General features: G+C 56.5%; 16 protein-coding genes. 7 read left to right on the forward strand and 9 right to left on the reverse strand.

All coding sequences use genetic code 11. From position 1 onward, the window contains the following. The first annotated feature begins 781 nt into the window (after nt 1–781). Nucleotides 782–3,229 carry an arylsulfatase gene (locus tag K3F49_RS21775; protein WP_234683020.1) on the forward strand — a complete coding sequence of 816 codons (2,448 nt, stop codon included), beginning with the start codon at nt 782–784 and terminating at the stop codon, nt 3,227–3,229. A 471-nt stretch (nt 3,230–3,700) separates the two neighbouring features. Here K3F49_RS21775 and K3F49_RS21780 read toward each other — a convergent pair whose 3' ends face one another. From K3F49_RS21780 to K3F49_RS21795, 4 genes are all read right to left on the reverse strand, one after another. Next, nucleotides 3,701–3,994, reverse strand: a complete 294-nt coding sequence (locus K3F49_RS21780; RefSeq protein ID WP_234682987.1) for a helix-turn-helix domain-containing transcriptional regulator — start codon at nt 3,992–3,994, stop codon at nt 3,701–3,703. A gap of 66 nt (nt 3,995–4,060) precedes the next feature. Continuing rightward, nucleotides 4,061–4,831: an outer membrane protein gene (locus K3F49_RS21785; protein WP_234682988.1), complete on the reverse strand. Its 771-nt coding sequence runs from the start codon at nt 4,829–4,831 to the stop codon at nt 4,061–4,063. A gap of 582 nt (nt 4,832–5,413) precedes the next feature. Beyond that, complete coding sequence (locus K3F49_RS21790; RefSeq protein ID WP_234682989.1) at nt 5,414–7,087, reverse strand: arylsulfatase; 1,674 nt, start codon at nt 7,085–7,087, stop codon at nt 5,414–5,416. A gap of 392 nt (nt 7,088–7,479) precedes the next feature. Continuing rightward, the gene (locus tag K3F49_RS21795) at nt 7,480–7,833 is read right to left on the reverse strand and encodes a hypothetical protein (RefSeq protein WP_234682990.1); all 354 of its coding nucleotides are present in this window, start codon (nt 7,831–7,833) and stop codon (nt 7,480–7,482) included. Nucleotides 7,834–8,515: 682 nt separating this feature from the next. Here K3F49_RS21795 and K3F49_RS21800 point away from each other — a divergent pair. Then, on the forward strand, nt 8,516–8,833 hold the full coding sequence (locus K3F49_RS21800) for a hypothetical protein (protein ID WP_234682991.1): 318 nt from the start codon (nt 8,516–8,518) through the stop codon (nt 8,831–8,833). Nucleotides 8,834–9,180: 347 nt separating this feature from the next. Here K3F49_RS21800 and K3F49_RS21805 read toward each other — a convergent pair whose 3' ends face one another. Beyond that, on the reverse strand, nt 9,181–9,837 hold the full coding sequence (locus K3F49_RS21805) for a hypothetical protein (RefSeq protein WP_234682992.1): 657 nt from the start codon (nt 9,835–9,837) through the stop codon (nt 9,181–9,183). 358 nt (nt 9,838–10,195) lie between these two features. On the opposite strand from K3F49_RS21805, the gene K3F49_RS21810 reads away from it, so the two are divergent. Together K3F49_RS21810 and K3F49_RS21815 are read left to right on the forward strand one after the other, a co-directional pair. Next, on the forward strand, nt 10,196–10,441 hold the full coding sequence (locus tag K3F49_RS21810) for a hypothetical protein (protein WP_234682993.1): 246 nt from the start codon (nt 10,196–10,198) through the stop codon (nt 10,439–10,441). Between the two features lie 3 nt (nt 10,442–10,444). Beyond that, nucleotides 10,445–10,807, forward strand: a complete 363-nt coding sequence (locus K3F49_RS21815) for a hypothetical protein (protein ID WP_234682994.1) — start codon at nt 10,445–10,447, stop codon at nt 10,805–10,807. A gap of 1,061 nt (nt 10,808–11,868) precedes the next feature. Here K3F49_RS21815 and K3F49_RS21820 read toward each other — a convergent pair. The 3 genes from K3F49_RS21820 to K3F49_RS21830 are packed head-to-tail and all read right to left on the reverse strand — an operon-like array spanning nt 11,869 to nt 14,637. Beyond that, a complete protein-coding gene (locus K3F49_RS21820) occupies nt 11,869–12,936 on the reverse strand; it encodes a CBASS cGAMP-activated phospholipase (protein ID WP_234682995.1) in 1,068 nt (355 codons plus the stop codon). Beyond that, nucleotides 12,914–13,396: a hypothetical protein gene (locus K3F49_RS21825; protein WP_234682996.1), complete on the reverse strand. Its 483-nt coding sequence runs from the start codon at nt 13,394–13,396 to the stop codon at nt 12,914–12,916. Before K3F49_RS21825 ends, K3F49_RS21820 begins: the two co-directional genes overlap by 23 nt. Beyond that, nucleotides 13,393–14,637, reverse strand: coding sequence for a nucleotidyltransferase domain-containing protein (locus K3F49_RS21830; RefSeq protein ID WP_234682997.1), 1,245 nt, complete (start codon nt 14,635–14,637; stop codon nt 13,393–13,395). The genes K3F49_RS21825 and K3F49_RS21830 overlap by 4 nt, the downstream gene beginning before the upstream one ends. 267 nt (nt 14,638–14,904) lie before the next feature. On the opposite strand from K3F49_RS21830, the gene K3F49_RS21835 reads away from it, so the two are divergent. The 3 genes from K3F49_RS21835 (at nt 14,905) to K3F49_RS21845 (ending at nt 16,617) form a co-directional block, all read left to right on the forward strand. Then, nucleotides 14,905–15,255 (forward strand): hypothetical protein, encoded by a 351-nt coding sequence (locus K3F49_RS21835; RefSeq protein ID WP_234682998.1) that lies wholly within the window; start codon nt 14,905–14,907, stop codon nt 15,253–15,255. 62 nt (nt 15,256–15,317) lie between these two features. Continuing rightward, nucleotides 15,318–15,533: a hypothetical protein gene (locus K3F49_RS21840; protein WP_346657337.1), complete on the forward strand. Its 216-nt coding sequence runs from the start codon at nt 15,318–15,320 to the stop codon at nt 15,531–15,533. Nucleotides 15,534–16,281: 748 nt separating this feature from the next. Continuing rightward, nucleotides 16,282–16,617, forward strand: coding sequence for a hypothetical protein (locus K3F49_RS21845; RefSeq protein ID WP_234682999.1), 336 nt, complete (start codon nt 16,282–16,284; stop codon nt 16,615–16,617). Between the two features lie 1,172 nt (nt 16,618–17,789). Here K3F49_RS21845 and K3F49_RS21850 read toward each other — a convergent pair. Further along, nucleotides 17,790–18,917, reverse strand: coding sequence for an IS630 family transposase (locus tag K3F49_RS21850; RefSeq protein ID WP_234683000.1), 1,128 nt, complete (start codon nt 18,915–18,917; stop codon nt 17,790–17,792). Nucleotides 18,918–19,105 lie beyond the last annotated feature (188 nt).

A 19,105-nucleotide genomic window follows, 5' to 3' on the forward strand; every position in this document is an offset into this window, starting at 1 on the left:
CGCTTTATGGCCCCAAGAAATGCCTTAGGGCCCCAAGAATAACGGCTCGGTGAACGAAGCCATTTATCGCTCCCTCGAAACAGCCTGGAAACAATCAGGGCTCAGCGTGTCCCGATCAACGAGGGGAATTGCGATGATCGCTCTCAAAGTGGTTGCTCTTGCGCTCGGTGTCGGGATTGGGTGGTCGATCTATTCGGGTGACCTTGGCGCCGATGTCATTCTCGCTATCGTCGCTTGCCTCTCATAACCGGAAAGGCCCGCCAGCGTTGACAGCACTCGGCCTCGCCGAAGGTCGCACATGTTGTCCCTGTCAGATGCGCTGCCATCCATTCTGCAACAGTCGCCCGGTTCCTCAGTTGAAACAACGATTTACGTTGCGTCGAAAACACAGGCGGCTAGCATGGCGGGTGCCGGGGCTGGCATTTTTATTCCGAACAATGATTGCAACCGGCAGGGGCCGCATCGTGCGGCCCCTTTCTATTCGGGTCGAATGAGCGGGAGGCATCCGGTCGAATTCGCAGAACTCCGTACTGCGTGGCAACAGCAGTTTCATTGAACGTCTGCGACGGCGGACGCGCCCTCCCCTCAGAGCATTGTCATCGCTTATGAATTTCGCGCGAAGCGGAATGCCTTGATCTATATCAATCCTTGCCCAGGTCGATCTGTCTCGAATGCAGGCCCGCGAACGTGCTCACGGCCCAAGCACCTGCGTTCGAGGACCTCGCTGACACAAGCCATACAGTTGCTGCACAGGAGGAGACAGATCGTGAAGACTTCCGCGCTGTTGCTCTCTGCCGCCACGCTAACGATACTCACAACCGTACCGACTTTGGCGCAACAAATTACCGGCACGCCGGGGTCGCCCGGAGCGACAACGACGATCGACGGAAAATATCTTCCGCCACCGCCGCCGAAGTTCGGCGGCGAGATCAACCTGCAAGCCGACCAGTCGAAGCCGTATTGGCAGCCGCAGGTGGTCCCGCCGAAGGGCGCGCCGAACGTGCTGCTGATCATGACCGACGATCAGGGCTACGGCGTTTCGGGCACGTTCGGTGGCGTGATTCCGACGCCGGCTATGGATCGAATCGCCAACGCGGGCCTGCGCTATACGCAGATTCACTCGACCTCGCTGTGCTCACCGTCGCGGGCGGCGTTGATCACAGGGCGCAATCACCACTCGGTCGGATTCGGTATCATTTCCGAGCAGTCCACCGGTTATCCCGGCTACAATTCCGTCATCGGGCCGGACAACGCCACCATCGGCAACATTCTCAAGCAGAACGGTTACGCAACATCCTGGTTCGGCAAGAACCACAATACGCCGAGCTACCAGATCAGCGCCGCCGGCCCGTTCGAACAATGGCCGAGCGGTATGGGATTCGATTACTTCTACGGCTTCATGGGCGGCGAGACCGACCAGTGGAATCCTTGGCTGTACCAGAACACGACGCAGATTTTCCCCTTCACCGGAAAACCTGACTACAACCTCATCACCGATATGGCGGATGAGGCGATCAGCCATATGCGGAAGCTCGACGCGAGTGCCCCCGACAAGCCATTCCTCGTCTACTACGTCCCCGGCGGCAGCCACTCGCCTCATCAGCCGAAGAAGGAGTGGAGCGACAAGTTCAGGGGCAAGTTCGACATGGGCTGGAACGCCATGCGCGAGCAGATTTTTGCCAACCAGAAGCGGCTCGGGGTCATTCCGGCAAATGCACAGCTCACGCCCTGGCCGGACGAACTGCCAAAATGGGACACGCTCTCAGCCGAAGAGAAGAAGCTGTTCGCGCGCCAGGCGGAGGTGTTTGCCGGTTACACGGCCTACACGGACCATGAAATCGGCCGCGTCATCCAGGCGGTCGAGGATATGGGCAAGCTCGACAACACGCTGATCATCTACATCAGCGGCGACAACGGCACGAGCGCGGAAGGCACGACGCGGGGGACGTTCAACCAGTACACCGCCTACAACGGCATTCTCGATCTGCCGATCGCCGAACAGATGAAGCACTACGATGCGTGGGGCTCGGCCACGACCTATCCGCACATGTCGGTGGCGTGGTCGTGGGCGTTCGATACGCCGTTCAAGTGGACCAAGCAGGTGGCGTCACACTTCGGCGGCACCCGGCAGGGCATGGCGATCTCCTGGCCGGCTCGCATCAAGGATACCGGCGGCATCCGTACCCAGTTCCACCACTTTATCGACATCGTACCGACCATTCTCGAAGCAGCAGGGATACCGGCTCCGTTGATTGTCAACGGCATCGCGCAAAAGCCGATTGAAGGTGTGAGCATGGCCTACACCTTCGACAAGGAGAACGCCAACGCGCCGTCGACGCGCAAGACACAGTATTTCGAGATGTTCGCGAACCGCGCGCTCTACCACGACGGCTGGATCGCCACGACGACACCGCCTGCGCCGCCGTGGCTCCTTGGCACGGTGAAACTGCCTACAGACATCGTCAATGGGTACAAATGGGAGCTTTACAACCTAACTGAGGATTACTCCGAGTACAACGATCTTGCTGCGAAGAGGCCGGACAAGCTGCGCGAGTTGCAGGAGCTTTTCCTGGTGGAAGCGACGAAGTACAACGTGCTCCCGCTCGACAACTCGGTTCTTCAGCGTGTTGTCACGCCAAGGCCAAGCGCGACGGCAGGACGGAGCACCTTCGCCTACTCCGGGGAGCTATCCGGCGTGCCCTACAGCGACGCACCCGACATCCTGAACAAGTCCTATGCCATCACCGCTGAAGTGGACGTTCCGCAGAACGGCGGCGATGGGATGATCGTCACAATGGGAGGCCGTTTCGGCGGCTATGGCCTGTATCTGCTCAAGGGCAAGCCCGTCTTCACCTACAACTTCCTCGATCTTGAACGCTTCCGCTGGGAAGGTCAGCAGGCGCTCACGCCGGGCAAGCACATCATCGTTTTCGACTTCAAATACGACGGTCCCGGCTTCGGCAAAGGCGGAACCGGCGTTCTCAAGGTGGATGACCAGGACGTTGCCACCAACAAGTTGCTGCACACAGCCCCATTCCTCCTCACCATCGATGAAACGTTCGACGTGGGCGTCGATAGCCGCACGTCCGTCGACGACAAGGACTACCAGTTGCCGTTCCGCCTTGAAGGCAAGCTCAACAAGCTCACCTTCAAGCTCGGACCGGTGCAGCTTACGGCTGACGAGCAGCGGGAGATCCAGCACGCTCGCGCCAGCGCGACGCATAACTGACCTGGCCGTCGGGGCGGGCGTCCTTTCGTCGGATGCCCGTTCCCCATTAACGCTGTGGACGGCTCCTCCACCGGGCGCCAGTGCCACTTGGCGAGAAAGCGGTCAGCGGTTGCGGTCGCCGACGAGGTCCCCTTCTGGGCACGCGACACCGACGGGAAGAATTGTTTTATGTCGATCTTCACTAACGACACAGCAGCTTTGTGAGCAGCAGCATTCGAGATGTAAGATTTTCCCTTCAACCGCGGAGTGAAGATAGGTTGGTACTGCCACCCTCGACAGCAAGGTGTGAACGCGCGCATGGATCTTTTTGCAGTCGGCTTTTCGACCATTGGATAGCGCGTGCTTTGCCCTTCTCGTTTACATGGTCGAACAGTTGATAGTTGCCCTCATCGACCGCAAGCGGGGGACGGTTCGACAGTCCGTCGAAGCGGCCCCGCTGCCTACTACCGCCTCAGCTGGCAGCTCCCCGGATCAGCCTTCTTCTGGCTTTTCGCGATGTCGCCGGGGAAGTACTTGGAGCTGCAAGCCCATAGCTGTAAGCACGGCTAAGACCGTAGTGAAATTTGGAAGCTTGTCGTTGCTCAGGAAAGCCCGATGGATAGTCGGACGATGCAAACCAGCTTGCCTGGCGATTTCGGAAATATTGAAGCCGCCAAGTGCATCCCCAATGGCCCCGCAAATGGCCCTCGCGTCCGCCGAAGCAAACGCCTCGTTTAGCTCAGCAGATAGTTTCGATGCGGGGACTGCTCGGCGGGCTTTAGGCATTCCGATCTCCCTCAAAAAAAAAGACCGGCTCAATGAGCCGGTCTTTATTCTTGCGCCTGAGACTACTCAGTATCTCGCCGCGATCGGGGCACCAAAGCCGCCGAAGCGATAGTTCAACCGGATGGTGACCATGTCCACATCCTGGCTGACCCGCTCGCCGAGGAGGACGGCGCCACCTGGCGCAACCAAGCCTGCACCCAGGAAGGTGTGGGTGTCATTCCCCATCCAGAGGTGGTCGTATTCAACACCAACCGTCCAGTTCGGCGTGAAGCCATACTCCCAGCCGACGCCTAAGGCACCGCCCCAGCGCGTGTGACTTGCCGAGTCCAGACCAACGCCGGTGAAGTTGTTGAAGAGATCAAGACGATTGCTGGTCACGGCCCCACCACCCTTCACGTAGAGCAGTGACGCGTTCCACGCCCAACCGAGCTGGGCCGTGAAGAGGCCGATGCCATCCGTTTTCGCTGTGGTCGAAAGCAGCGGATCGGCCAGGGTGACGCGCGTGTTCTTGATGTCGGCCCAATCGCCCTGGGCTTCCAATCCGAATACGAACTGATTCATTTGCCAGCGATACCCGACCTGTCCACCGACAAGACCGCCGGAGCGAGTAGCGCAACCGCCCGGGACTGTTCCAATAGTCGTGTCGAAATTCAAGCAACCGCGGCTTTGGCCCCAGCCGCCGTTGGCGCCAATGTAAAAACCAGTCCAGTCATAGATCGGAGCGACAACCGGGGGTGGCGCCTTGGTGTACGGACGCGCAGCCAAATCGGCCGCGGACGCAGGAGCAGATAGACCCAGGGCCATGATCCCGGCCGTGGCAACCAGAAGCTTCTTCATAAGAGTAACCTCCCAATAAGGACAGAAAGGCGCGACCCCACCCTAGGAACCAATGGTAGCAGTTCGTCCCTTAGTTGCTGTAGCTCGGCCGCAACACTCGCCATAGAAAATCAGGCATAACGCGTTGATCTGCATTAAGGAATTTGGGAGCATAAGCTCGCTAACGTGCATACATCCAAACGTGCCGACCCGGCGGGAGGCTTGGACATCGATTGCGACCAAAAGCTACGATATGCAGGCTGAGAAGCGGCTGGGAGTCGACGCGATTGCTCACTACACCTCGCGCTTATTCGATAAGCGTGAAGCCGTCATCACGAATTTCTAGAGCTGCCGGTGCAGCTTACGCCAGCGCGGTTGATGATCTTGTGCGGCTTCCGCAACACGCCGAGTTCGCGCCCAGCTTAAAGCACTCAGATTGTCACAGCGTCGAACACGCAGATCGCATCTAAAGCGGAAGCTGCCGGTTCGGTCGATCATCGGCGGCTTATGGAAGCGGACTCTAGACGGCTTAGCATCCCATGTTGCAAAAGGCGGCGGATCTAGCAACGACCCGCCGCCCTCAAGACATATTGACCGTATCGACTAGCCGCCGCCGCCCTTAATGTTCGGCAGGTGTTTCATATCCAGCAATGGCACCGGATTATCCGGATGCTGAAGATCAGGCCGCCAATCATTGGAAGCCCCGCCGGGCCTGCGCTTGATGCTTGGAAAATCCACGATAGATTTGTTGAAATCCATCACGACCGGGCCAACGAGCGCTAAAACCCAGCCGTTATCCTGTCCAGCGTATTTGCCCGGCGACTGCATCGGCATACGTGCCGACATCGCGCCGTTAAACACCATGTCATACTTCTCGAACGGGTCCATGGTCAGATTGTAAACTGAGCCGATCGCGCCCAAGTTCTGCTCCGGCCCAAGCCAAGTGTCTTTGGCCGTCCATAAGTATTTCCACGCGATGCTGAGGTCGGGATTTGTCGGATCACCGGCGACATCAGCGCGCGCTCCCATAAAGCTCTCGCCGTCGATGTAAACCCACGTCCTTCGCGCTGAATGGTTCGCACGACCGAGGATATATTCGCTGTTGTCGATACTATCGAAGTAGATTGGCTTGCCATTGTTATCGGTCCATGCGCCGTGTGGGGGTGGCGTCAGACCGACCATTTTTCCAAGCGTCGCCCAGCAGTCGATGTGCGACATCATTTCGTCGTACTTTGCACCAGCGGGAATGTGCTGAGGCCACCACATTAAGCCGGGCACGCGCCAGCCAGCTTCAAACGCCGTGCCTTTTTCACCTCTGAATGGTGTCGTTCCCGCATCGGGGTAGGCATCCTGCCACGCACCGTTGTCTGCCGTCACGATGACAATCGTGTCGGGTGCCTCCGAGCGGATCGCGTCCATCACACGACCGATGTCGTCATCGAGTTCGAGCAACGAGTCCGAATAATCGCCCAGCCGGGACTTGCCAGCGAACTTGGCTGCTGCATTAGTCGGGTTGTGCATCTTCATGAAATTGACATCCATGAAGAATGGTTTGGCATCCTTCGCGTGCTTCTTGATGTAGTCGATCGCGTAATCGGCTTGACGAACGTCGAAGTCGGCGAGGCGGTCATACGTTATGTATTCGCCTCTCTTCGCGGGTTGTCCTGCTGCTCCTTCCCACTCGTACATGTTCACGATCTCGAAATATGCCTTCGCGACGTCTTGGTTGTACGAAGGGAACCAAGGATGAAACCATTTTGAGGTGTCGGCATAGGTGTAGACGCCAGGATAATATGCCGCAAACGCCTTCATCTCATCGAACCCATGTTCGATTGGGTAGGACTCGGGCTTGTCACCGAGATGCCACTTGCCAGAAAAGTAAGTCGAATAGCCGCTCTTCTGGAAATACTCGGCGATTGTCGGCGTCTCTTTCTTCAGAGCATTTTCGTCGCCCGGGGCGACTACAATTGAAAGGGCTGAGCGGATCGGAATGCGTCCGGTTATAAATGAGGCGCGGCCTGCTGTGCAGCTTGCTTGACCGTACCAGTTCGTAAAGGTTGCTCCTTCTTTAGCGATCCGGTCAATGTTTGGTGTTGGATGGCCGAGCGCTTTGCCGCCGCCGCTGTAGGCGCCGAAATCGTTCCAGCCAGTATCGTCCGTCATCAGCATGACGACGTTCGGTCGCTTCTGTTGTTGCGCCCATGCGGGCACATTCATCAGTGCTGCCACCGCGACACCCGCCAGCAAGCTACGCAACAAATTACTTCCGACTGTCATGGGCAATTCCTCCGTCTGGTCCTACTGAGTAGTTTCCGGACTCAACGTGCGGCAGAGGGGCGCATGTTGATATGGATCAATACGTTTGAGAAACCCGGCTCGACACCCCCTTGGGTTGGGGAGCTTGATTCGGGCCGCCAAGGCCGCCGCACACGCCACAGGGACGGCGCTCGTCATCCGCCGCGCTTCTGCGCCTAAACATTTGAAATTATTTGGGTGGATATCGCGAAAAAAATCGCATTCACCAGATAGCTAGCCAAATTCGACGGAAATCGTCTCGCTACGATATCTCGATGTTCAATTCCATGAAGTCGTACAAAATACCTTCGATTTGCTCTTCCGATGCGGTCCAAATATCTAGCTGATAGTTCTTGCCCTGTGGCGTTGCTTCATTAATGGAAACCGAAACTCTTCCGACTTGGTCCACTTACAACGCAGTTTCGCTGAACATCATCGGGATGTTTTTCTGCAAACATGATTATCGCATCGGCTAATTTCTCGCTGTCAGCGGCGGTAGGTATCCAATGTTGCAGATAGAGCTTCCTGCTTCCGGTCATTGCGTCGTTTGCAGTGTTGACGGTCCGTGTCAGCACGCGGCACACATGCCGCCATTCGTTTATAACTCGCGTTCTCGCTTCCTTTGCGCCGTGATCGGCCATCGCCTGTCGCGCCAACTCGGCCACGTGCGCACGGTCGGCAGCATCCTGTTTTTCGAGAATTGAATTCAGTCTATCGCTTTTAGCCATGGGTGATGAGCCGACCTAAAACAAACCCATCGCGGCGAACCTGAGCCGATAGTGCGTTGTCGGGAAAGCCGCTCGCATCGATCTGCCACAGCCGTCGATCGAGGTTCTCTGGAAATCGCTCAGCCGGGGCGACCAAGATGCGCGAGCGGCCGACCTCTTTGAAAACTCGGACTGTCATCGCCCTTGCCCTCGAATCAAATTGGAGATTCCGAGGTAGAATATCGGGGCGCGTATTGAATAGTTCCCGTTTTGTTTTATCACCCGGGAAATGGCTAGTCGCCTTTGGTAAGTCGAACTAGCTAAATACTGAAAATATTGGCTTTTTGGCCTTGACTGGCGGAAGGGGTGTCCTGTCAACCTTGCTGAAATTGCTCTCATTTTCCGCGCGCGACGCTAGCGATCTACGGTCCTAACCACCGTACTTCGGGCGGCCTCGCAACCGTAGTTTTCCGCCATCTCCAGGAGCGCGTCGACCTCGCCGGCACCCTGCTCTCCCGTGCCTGATCCCGGCAGATGTGCTCCATGCGCGCAGATCGTCGATATCATGCTGATCCTGCCCCATGGCGCCGATCAGACTCCGGCCGGAGTACAGCTACTGCCTACCCCTTTTTAGCCGTAGCCTTTTCGACCCGCTCGGGGTCAGGTTGGGGTCCTGAAGAGAACTCTAGTCAGGCGCGGTCTCATGGCTCGCTCTCCATCCATCGTGCCGCAGAGTGCGAGCAACCACGATGTCTACATTGTGCTTGAGGACTTCGGCGGCCGTTTGGGGCGGGCCTGGTCCGAAACGGCAGAAGAGGACGGCAATCGTGCGACTCTGCTGCGGCATCTGATCGAAGGCCATTACATTCGTCCAGCTCGCATCGTCGCCTTCAACACGACCGAAGGCTGGTCGCGCGATGTGACCGCGGATGTCGCGGATGAGCTGCGCCGTCGCTTCGTCGAATTCGAGGACGTGGCACCCTCCATGCTGGAATTCCTAGAGAGAGCGGCGAAGCACTGAGCGACAGATTCGTAAAGTGCAGGTACTTCCTTTGCCTGCCCGCTTCTCCGCACCCACGACGCGCAGTAGCTCGCATACGTCCGCGGCGCGCGATCACAGCGAAGGCTGATCGCCCTCCAAAGCTCCTTCAGATCGTAGCCGCTAATCCGGCACTCCCACCGGCCTCCCCTCGGACGGAAGCGCGGGCGCTGGAGAAAACCGCCCGTCCAGTCTTCTCTCCGAAGTCTCTGGCGGGCCCAGACACTGTCGGCTAGCTTCGTTGTTCTTGGTCGCGGATTGGGAGGCGCGGCCTGATGAAAGCCAGACAGCGCCGGGCGCTTTAAGAGCCCTTGCCTGATCGGCATTCGTCAATCGCCCGTGTCTTCCAAGCATTTGCCAGCATGGCCGACCGACATGCATGTGCGATTGGTCGCAGAGCACAAGACCAGCAACAACGGGACCGCATAAGCGTCTCGTGCGAACTTCTGCTTAACAGCCGCTTGCACACTGCCGTCAAGCGCCTGAAGCTGCTTTCGCGTACCCTCATCCAATCGGAAGAGGTATCTGTTTTCATTCGGCCGTACTGTGTCGTTTTCTTGAAGCAGATCTACTTCGACGTCGTACGCCTTCTGGCCAGCCTTGGTCCACGGCATGGGGGGCAGAGAACTTGAGAACACTTTGCTCCCTGTTTCCTTTAAAAACTCGGCGTACTCTTCGTTCCATTTCGCCACGGTCTTGCCATTGGACGAGACGCATTTGCCATCCTTCAGAAAAACGATCTCCTCTACCACCGCTGGACCCAGCCCAAGGTTTTTAACGCTCAGACTTACGTCCTCCCAAAGCGGGGAGATGTCGGGCCGCGGCTGAATCGCGATTTCCTTGTATTGTAAGTCGGCATTCTGCGCTGAGATCGTGTACGTCAGTGACGTCAGCGCGATCAACATCGAGCTTATGGAGACGATCACCGACACATTCGTACCAAAGAATGCGAAAGTTCTTTTCAGCGCCGACAGAATTCGTCCCATACCACCCCTCAGATTGCGAGAATCACCTGTTCCCATGGTACTTTATAAGCCCCGAAGTTTCGTTCTCAGGTGCTTCGAGCAGGCGCTGCTCACGGGGCTGCCGCTTCCATTGCCTGATGCACGGCCTTTGAGTACGACGTTTTGGAATGAACCGGATTAGCCGCAGGACCATCTACACCACATTGAAACTCTTAGGCCCGCCAGCGCGAACCGGCGGGCCTAGCGATCGCGCTTAACGCCTGAGCACGCAATGCGGCGTCCTTGGTAGAACGGTCCTGCATCCCTTTGTCGGACTCGACATCGCTGCAGAATCTGTGGTTGCATGCGTCGTTTTATGAAACCATTTGGGGAGAGCAAAATGAAAACTATCGCTTTCGCAATCGCATTTGCGATTGTTGGGACCGCGGCGCATGCGCAATACCTTACTGGCGCCGGCTCTAATCCGAGCACGCACACCGCGTCAGGCTACACCCGCAGCAATGGCACTTACGTGGCGCCCTACGTGGCGACCAATCCGAACGGGACCCAGCGCGACAATTACGGTACTAGCGGCAACTACAACCCGAACACCGGCACTTTCGGCACGCGGACCCCGCGTTATTGAGCGATGGAGACGGCGCAAACATTGCTCGCGTGGCTTTCGGTGCCCATGGGGATTTTATCGGCAGTTCTCTGGTACCAGGCACCCGTCGTAGTGGTATCCGAAGGCGATTCAAAAGACCTCCCAGGGTACTACCTCGGCATGAACCATCCGTGGGCAAAAAAAGCGGGTAAGCAGATCAGTCTGGTGGGGACGATGGCAGAAGCGTCGCGCCTGAACAAATGGGCTGCGCTGGCCACCGGGATCACAATTTTGCTTCAGGCGCTCGCCGCTGGTGCTGGCGAGATCGCAGGACGAGAACACAACAAGCTTTGTAAAGCGGACGCTCCAAACTGCCAAAGTCTTGCTCCCGCAAGTTCGAAGGGTTGACCCACGCTGTGACATGCGGCTGCCAGAGCAACGGCTGGCGCCGCCAATCCTTGTAGATGCCTACTGTCCCAGCTGCCGGCCACGTCTGGCGAGGCGTTGCCGATCTTGCTTTCTGTGCAATCTGGGGCTTCAAGTATGCGGTGGATCTCGGCCGTCACGATGGCCTGGTGCTCAAGCGTGAGCCGCGCATACTTCGCCACAATGGTCGCGTCGCTCCGGACGGCCCCTCCCCGCCGCGGCGTTCATCGAGCATCTGCTTGAGGCCAAAGAGGCTCCCGGTCAGCATCCAGTCGCAGCTGATGCAGTGGCAGTTCCAGCAGTTGACAGGCTGTTCCGACATGGTCGGTCCGACTTCGGACGCCGCCTCCGCCCACTCGCTGGCAACGTTCAACCAACCCTCCCGGTCGACTTGGCTGAGGCTGCGTGCCGGGCGCGGCAGTCCGCTGCCCCCTATCGCAAGCGCAGCTTGATGGATCCCGGCATCTCCGCTTTTGCGGCACGCACTTCGGACTTGGCCCGCCGGACCACACGACTTCCGCGGGCTGGTCGTTATTGGAAGTCAGCTTCTCCAGATCAGCGATGTGTAGCTATACGGCGTAGCTATTTTCGCATCGCGACCTTGAGCCGCCAAGAAATAGCGCCTTTACAGTAGCTTGCGGCTCAATGTGCAGAGGAGTGGATATCCTCGACGCGGCGAGAACCCGGGACTAGCAGCTCGTCCTCTTCCGCGAGAGCCGACGGCGTTAGCACGAGAAAAGGGGTGTTTTGTCAACCTCGGAAGAATAGCTCCGGTGTTTGCAACGGTAGTCCCAACAATATCTCAACCGTAGTTTTCCGCTAGTGAGCGAGGCTTGCGCCCTGCTGTCTTCCTTCAAAACGGCCGCCGGCAGATCTATTTTGTTGATCATGCAGTCTGGCGGTCAAGCTAAGGCGCGCACGGAGGACCTGAGTACATGACTTTTAATCACGGGGGTCCTGGGTGCGAGCCTCAGCGCGCTCACCAATAATATCAATGACTTATCGCGATTTCCATTTCCCGTGAGGCGATCGCGAGATTAGATCTAGATTACGTCGGGATCGACCAAGCGAGGTCCGTAAAACGGGGGATATGGGTCTGCCGGAGCAAGCAGGAATCTGTCGCGGATCGAGTCGCCGGAATTGTCGACCAACTGACGCGCCACAGCTGGGAGCTCGCTACTTGCTCTCACATAGTCATCCAAATCGATAGGTTTTTCATTTCCTTTAGGCGTGGGCGCATTCAAGCGGATCAGCTGGTCGCGACCGATCAATAGTCCAGCTTGGCCAACCGCATTCTGACTTTGCAGATGCATGGCCGACATGATGATTTCCTTCCAATCCCAAAGCCCACCGTGAAGTAGTTGCCCTTCCGTGAAACGAAGCTCTGTGTCGCCTGTGCCTAAGGAAAGAATGTGCACCTGACGCCGAGGAATTTGATAGCAGACGAGAGCATCGACCAAACCGATCATTACGGGATTATTCGCCCACACCCCTCCATCGGCAAACATTCGCTCACCGCTTCGATACACCGGAAAATAAGTTGGGGCTGCAGCCGTCGCCATCGCGACAGTGAGCATGCTCTCCTTCCAATCCATCCGATAGTCGAAATGGTGGGGAGTCTTGAAAACATTTACCTCAGTGAAGCCATCAAACGAAGGGATGCACAGTCGCCGGAGCGCATTCCCAATCGTTAATGATCCAAACACAGAGTCTAGCAAGACTCTAAGACTGTCTGGATCATATCGATGATCCTGCACGGCTCTCCACCATCTCCAAGCCGACCGCATTCGTAAAAAATTCCACCAAGCAGGGGGAAAGACTTTGCTCCCATGTTGCATGTACAGATCAAGGATAGTGCTCGCTGGTTTGCCGAACGATAAACCCAATGCGATGATGCCGCCGGTTGAAGTACCGGTGATCATGTCGAAGTAGTCGCCAACGCATCGACCGTTGAGATAACGTTCTTCAAGTTCGGTCAGAATCGCCGCGGGTAAAATGCCCCTTATCCCGCCACCATCAATCGATAGAATGCGAAATGGCTTATCCTCCGGCCAGGTCAGAGGAGTACGTAAACCTGGGTGCGTTCCGCTAGACCGTCTCTCTTGGCTCAAGCTGCTTCTCTTCATCCGCCGGGCCGGGATGACGACCACCGCCGCGCCACTTTCTGGTGACTAACCAACCCTCGTAGAAATAGAGCCATTCGGCAGCCCAAAAAATCGTAGTATGTGCGATTAGATCGTTGATGTCCCATTCGCGCATAGTCGGGCTGAAGAGGCAAAGATAAGGCAGAGATGGATCTACCTTGCTTGGATACACATGTGGTACGGGCCCCTCCTCATAATCAGGATGGCGTTCAAGCAACGGTCGGAGAACTTGAACGCGCGGCTGCGCATCTCGGAGCGAGATGTTCTCCAGCACCATTGGAATTCTGTGCCGGACGCGAACAAGATGTTCACGTTTATCAGGAGCGAGCACGCCCTGCCATTCCACCTCCGATGCGCTGTGCTCGATGACCTTGAATCCTGGCCACTGCGACGCCATCGCTTCGATCTGTTCGGCGATTGACGTCATTCAGACAACATCCCTCCTCCTTCGCGAGTCGCAGAGCGTGCCGCAGTAGAACTTCCTACAATGGCAGGAGTGGATGCGCCGAGCACCTTTCCGCTGTTGCCCACCCGCAGCCTGTTCGCCTCCATCTCGTGTCGGGACGCATCAAGACTGCTTTCGATTGCATAGGTCGCTGCGGTCTCACCAAACAACGCCTTCAAGAGATCACGCTTTTCTTCAAGGCTCAGGCTATCGTTTCGCAGCTTGTGCAAACTGATGATCAAACGACGGAGATCGCCGTCGAACATTAGCTGCGCGGTCTTGTTCTCAGGCCATCGATCGGTAAACTCATCTGGCTGATAGGCCGGGTTAAATACCTGGACCGTTCCGCGGACACCGTTCGTTTCCGTCAACCGCAGTCGGATATGGGTCGCAATAGCGATGACTTCGTCCAACAAACTGGACTTCACGGGGCCTGCATCCAATGCCATTGCGGCCAGCACCACAGAGGGTGGCTTGCGGAGACCACTGCGGCCGGATGATCGGTAGGCGATGTCCCTAGCTCGCTTGATGAGTTGCAACGCCACGACACGGGCTGATTTCTCCTCGAACGGCACGTGGTCGGGCATCGGCTGAGTGTCAGCCTTCTCAACGATCCCGCCCTCGACCAGCAGCCTTCTACCCTTGAACAGCTCATGGAATGCAGGATCGAAATCAACATGATCGTTGAAGTGCTTGGCGAAGCCCCACGGATTGACCTTTTTATGATAGCTCTCGCCGGTCTCCTTCTTGTGGTGGAAAAGATGCCCGGCCCGCTCTGGTCCGTGGATGCGAGCGATCGGCATCAGATCAACCGTGGTCCCATCAGCATATTTCACCGTGATGCAACGGCTATTGAGAGTAACCATCCCATGATAGCTGCTGCCCGCCTCGCCATTAATTGCTTCAAATAAAAGCTGAAGGATACGCTGCGGCGACGTGCCAGGATCGACGCTGAGTTCCATCACGACGTCAACGTCATGCTGAGCCTTTTTGACGCGAGAAGCGATGGCCGTACCCGTAGCGAAGCTGCCGCTCGGGTAGCACTCGATCACACGATCTTCGAGCGGGCTGCCTTTGCGATCCACGTGATTGCATAGAGCGCGGAAATTGGTTTCAGCGGTCTCGTGCTTCGTCTTAGTCAGCTGGATGCGACGTGCGACGTCCATCAGCAGTGCGTCATATTCTGCGATGGTGGGCCAAGGCCCGGGTTGCAAAACGTTCAATTGAAATCTCCCGACCTACAGTTCGATATTTGTTCCACGTAGGTGCGCAAAGGAGTTCCAGCAAGATTAGTTCAAAGAGATTCTTTTAACCGCAATATCTTGACTTCCAATAATGCTTCTAAGCCACCAATAGATGATTCGCGTGGCGATTGAACTCTTTTGCAATGCACGTAAAACGTTCGCGGTTGCAAAATCGCACACTATCGATGATCGAGGGAATTGCCCTTTCCAATGGCGCGAAAGCCCGCCGTCTCTCGGGGTGCCGGGATGGAGCGAGAGACGACGGGCCTACCCATCGGGTCAGGGAAGGACAATCCGACCACAGGCTCTGCGCTGTTTTTTGTCCAGACGGACACCAGAGAAAACGATGAAAAATGGGCAGCCTCCAATCTCAAGGAAGCGGTCTGGGTAGAAGCGGCAGACAAGATGGCCGCACTCCACCTCGTCGAGAGCGCCACTTTGAGGATGGTTGATTTCAACCCCGGGCGACCATTGATCTTCTCGCCATGGCTCGATGATGTTGTGACGTCGGGTCACCGCGATCTAGAGGCCGAGGTTGTCCTACCAGGACATCTTCGTACCCAGGCCGGCAAGCTGGTCGCCCTTCCCGCGGCCTGACTTACGATAATGGATATTATTCGAAGTCAGATTCTTAAAATGAGAGGCGAGGATCAGCCTTCATCTGCGCCAACTGCGGCTACTCGTACATCGGGGCCCAGAGCCCGGCTTATCTGGATAACTGGCTCAAGGCTTTGAAGGCGGACAACCGAGCCATCTTCTCCATCGCGTCGTACGCCTCCCAGGCGGCCGACTGGCTGCTTCAAAGGGGCCATGGAGTGGATGAAACCGCTCCTGCCGTCGAAGTCCAGAAGGTCGACGACGAGATATCCGACTAACGACAAAGCCCCGCGTTGGCGGCTTTTCTCGTCATTTCACTCTGCCGAGCACCTTAAGAAGGGGGTACGCTGGCAATAGCGACAAGCCCGACGAGAACAGACTCGTAAGTCCTAAGCCCAGCGTGGCGTCCAAAACATCGCCGACCGATCGTCCCACAAACACCCCGGTCACGGACGCTTCAATCAGACCACATACAATTACCGTGGCCGCGCCGCCCCCAAACAGCAGCAGACCGGACGGTACAGGGCTGGTTCGATTGGTCACGATTACCACGACCAAGAACGAGACAAGGCCGCCGATAATCCAAGGCCAGAAGCTTATCAAACCTTCCGAGGCAGCTCCTTCGGCGCCGAGGGCAAAGAAGCTATGAAGGCCCAAACGACCATCGTCACTGAATATATCAAGTGGGAGAGTATCAAGCAGCTAGCGGGTTACAGTGTTTCAGCGCTATTCGGGATAATTGCTGGCCTAATCTTAGCGTTTGCGCCGCCAGCAAATCACGTTGCTGCTGAAATAATCGCGATCTCATTTGGTATAGTCGCGGCCGGTGTATCCGGTTATACATTTGTCAGGGCGAAAACACACCATGTTGAAATAGCGGCCGGTCAATCGCCCTCCGAAAAGCCCGAGCCTATTGGCAAGCGCCGGTCATAGCCCGGTTAAGCTTCGAAATATTTCTAGGATAAGTCGTTAGCATCAGCGGGCCCTGAAAGTCGGGACACGTCTGCTGAATCGCAAGAGAGACCGATGGTTGACACGCCGATCAAAGTCACGAAGGCGGAGCATTACGAAGGAAACGACTTCTTCGAAATGATGAAGCGCCGCTTCAGAGAGGAGCTGCAAGACCGTAGCGAGATGCATCTTCAAGTCGGGCGAACTATCGTGGCCCTGTCTGACATAGAAGAGTATCTGGCGTCGTTCTTCGTAATATTCAGCCTTCCGGTACCGGAAGAGGAGTCTGAGCGGATCTTCTATTGTCATCAGAATTTTACCCGCAAGCTCGAGATAGTGGATTACGCCGTGCTGCGATCTGCTGAGACGGAGTTGCGAGATCACTGGAAAAAATTGAGCGCGACCGCATAAAAAAGCAAAAGGTCGTCCGCAATATCGCAGCTCACGCGAGTATACATTTTCGACAGGAACGAGGGTCTCAGCTTTCAAGAGCGGTGATCAAGGGTACTTCACAGGGCGGCAGCGGAAAATCTAAGGAGTTAGGCATTCCTGATGTTAGGAGCGCCGCTGATGAGCTTGAAACCATTATCCGCGATTTCAGGATGTTCTTGAACATGGCAATTCGGGTAATCACGAAAGCCAGAAACATCCCCATCGAGCCTCTATAACAGTAGTTCTGCATCTGCATGGCGGTAAGTTTGGGCCATCTGTCAGTTGGGCTTGACGCTGTAGGTCCATAACCAGCTTGCGAACGCGCTCAACCGTTAGCTCTTCCGGCCATTGCCTCGACGAGATTCGCTTTCGGTGCAGGTCTCCATCTATTTGCCTCCGCGCGGCCAAGGTTGCGATAGAGGCAGGCGTCCTTATCAAAGACGATTTTAAAGCCCTCACGACGAAGCTCTCTAACGGCTGTCTTGAATGCGTAACCATCGCCATCCCCCCCCGAGGTTCCGATGAATGGCGATCGTTATGTTCTCGAAGTTTTGGCCGTAGCGTTGGTTTTAGCCAGCTCTCATTTGAGCAGGCACCGATACGTAGGTTGCTACCGTAGCTTATCCAACTGAACCCGCGGGGCCGGTCAGAATTAGTCGAGGCTTCAATGAGATCGTCCATGCGGTGTGGAGGAGCGGTGATCCGCCTCCCATGGTCAACCGAGGGGAGCCGTGCTCGGCGCTCTAAGAACGATCGACGTCGGTGCAGCAGTTCTTGATCAAAATCTTCGATCATTGCTCACGGCGTTAGGGCGTGTACTCATAAACCTGTCGTTTCGGAAGCGGCGAGGTCCGCTTTGCGGTCGGAAGCGGACATGCGAGGCGCACTTGGTCATGTCCGCGCGGGGCCGATTGTGTTGCAAAAGTCGAAAGTTGCAGGGCTCAAGATTTTTCGCGAAAACATTGCGCAGCGAGCGACCGCTGATTCGTATGACCTCAATCGCGTTACCGAAGTCGCCTGTGAATTTTGCGTGAGGCCGTGAGGTCCCTCGCATCTTGTACGCGAAAGTCGCACCCACGGCCCGCAGAATTTTGGTCATCGGCGAAAAACGACTTTTGCAACAATATCGGCCAATAGCGGACCTCTTCAGGTCACCTATATCGCGGGTCCTTGTGGTTGCTACTCTCCGAAAATGCGGCCGTTTCCCGCTCGCCGCCCCAGATCTTATTACCCGCCCGTTTCGGATGCTCCCGGAAGTACAAGTTACGTTCAGCGAAATACCTGTCGATCGCTCGCTTGGCCCCCTCAACAGATGGATAGTCGCTGTTGTGAAGAATTGCGCGTGCCATTCCGCTGAACACCGCCTCGATCACGTTTAAGAATTGCGCGCCTGCGGGCAATGGCGCTGTCTCTACGCGGGCGGAGCCCGTGACCTCTGCCATCACGTTGTTTGACGCGATCCGACGCGCTAGCTGTTTGGACATGTGCCACGAAGCCGAGTCCCAAGACAGATAGAGCCGCGACAGGCGGAGATTGCAAGCTAGCAATTCATCCAAAAGCTTGATTATCTCTGCCGTGTTCTTCTTCTCCGAGTAAAAGTGCGTTACCTGATTTGTGGAAAGCTCTAGGGCTGCGGTGATGATCAACGTTCCCTTCGATTTCTGCCATTGAGGTACGGTCACATTCACGCCGGGAGCAACAAGGCTCCGCCCGCCGCGCTTTAGAACGGCGACCGGTCCGAACTCGTCGACCGAGAAGAAGCCCTCATCACCCCTTAAGTCCCGCAGAATAGATTTCACGTTGTCAAGTTTATTACGGTACTCAGGGTCTTTGCTTGTTAAGACCTGCTTTGCTTTCAGCCATCGATAACCAGCAGCGCGGATAACGGAATGAATGTCCCGCTTGCTCAATAGCACCCCCGATATCCTTAGTGCCTGCTGCAGCTCATCGCGCTTCCACGTCGACCGATTGAACCCGAAATCGGACGGCGGAGAATGTAGTACTTTGAATACAGCGTCTCTTGCAGCGATGACCTCGGTCTCTGACTTGACGCGATGTTTCGGGCCACGCCGTCGCGGGAGCAGATCACTCGTGAGCCCGCTAGCCAAATAGCGGTTGTAGTACTTTCGAAAGGTCTGCGAGCAAGTGCCATGGTGCGCGTAGAAATCTCGTACCTTAGTAAATGTCGTGGAGTTTCCAGATTTAACAGCCTCGTATTCGGCGACCAGCAGGCGCCATTGTCGGAGGTAGCTTCTCTCAATTGTTCGATCGGATTTCATGAGGCGTCCCCCTTTGGACCATGAGCGGAAGATCGAGAAACCGCACCCGTGTGCAGTATGGGCCTGATCTGCCAAGCAATCGCTCCAAGTCCGCTGTGGGTCAATCGCGTCGGTGCGCACCCGAGTTCGGGACTTCCGGTCCACTCCCGGCACCGGACATGTTGCAGCACAGCGCAAACCGACGCGAT

This window comes from Bradyrhizobium monzae (assembly GCF_021458635.1).
Lineage (GTDB): Bacteria > Pseudomonadota > Alphaproteobacteria > Rhizobiales > Xanthobacteraceae > Bradyrhizobium.

Bases quoted from the DNA above. Each gene is read 5' to 3' on its own strand.
- K3F49_RS21785 (WP_234682988.1), bottom strand. From the start codon at position 4,831: ATGAAGAAGCTTCTGGTTGCCACGGCCGGGATCATGGCCCTGGGTCTA.
- K3F49_RS21805 (WP_234682992.1), bottom strand. From the start codon at position 9,837: ATGGGACGAATTCTGTCGGCGCTGAAAAGAACTTTCGCATTCTTTGGT.
- K3F49_RS21825 (WP_234682996.1), bottom strand. From the start codon at position 13,396: ATGACGTCAATCGCCGAACAGATCGAAGCGATGGCGTCGCAGTGGCCA.
- K3F49_RS21810 (WP_234682993.1), top strand. From the start codon at position 10,196: ATGAAAACTATCGCTTTCGCAATCGCATTTGCGATTGTTGGGACCGCG.
- K3F49_RS21850 (WP_234683000.1), bottom strand. From the start codon at position 18,917: ATGAAATCCGATCGAACAATTGAGAGAAGCTACCTCCGACAATGGCGC.
- K3F49_RS21780 (WP_234682987.1), bottom strand. From the start codon at position 3,994: ATGCCTAAAGCCCGCCGAGCAGTCCCCGCATCGAAACTATCTGCTGAG.
- K3F49_RS21790 (WP_234682989.1), bottom strand. From the start codon at position 7,087: ATGACAGTCGGAAGTAATTTGTTGCGTAGCTTGCTGGCGGGTGTCGCG.
- K3F49_RS21835 (WP_234682998.1), top strand. From the start codon at position 14,905: ATGGAGCGAGAGACGACGGGCCTACCCATCGGGTCAGGGAAGGACAAT.
- K3F49_RS21795 (WP_234682990.1), bottom strand. From the start codon at position 7,833: ATGGCTAAAAGCGATAGACTGAATTCAATTCTCGAAAAACAGGATGCT.
- K3F49_RS21815 (WP_234682994.1), top strand. From the start codon at position 10,445: ATGGAGACGGCGCAAACATTGCTCGCGTGGCTTTCGGTGCCCATGGGG.
- K3F49_RS21800 (WP_234682991.1), top strand. From the start codon at position 8,516: ATGGCTCGCTCTCCATCCATCGTGCCGCAGAGTGCGAGCAACCACGAT.
- K3F49_RS21845 (WP_234682999.1), top strand. From the start codon at position 16,282: ATGGTTGACACGCCGATCAAAGTCACGAAGGCGGAGCATTACGAAGGA.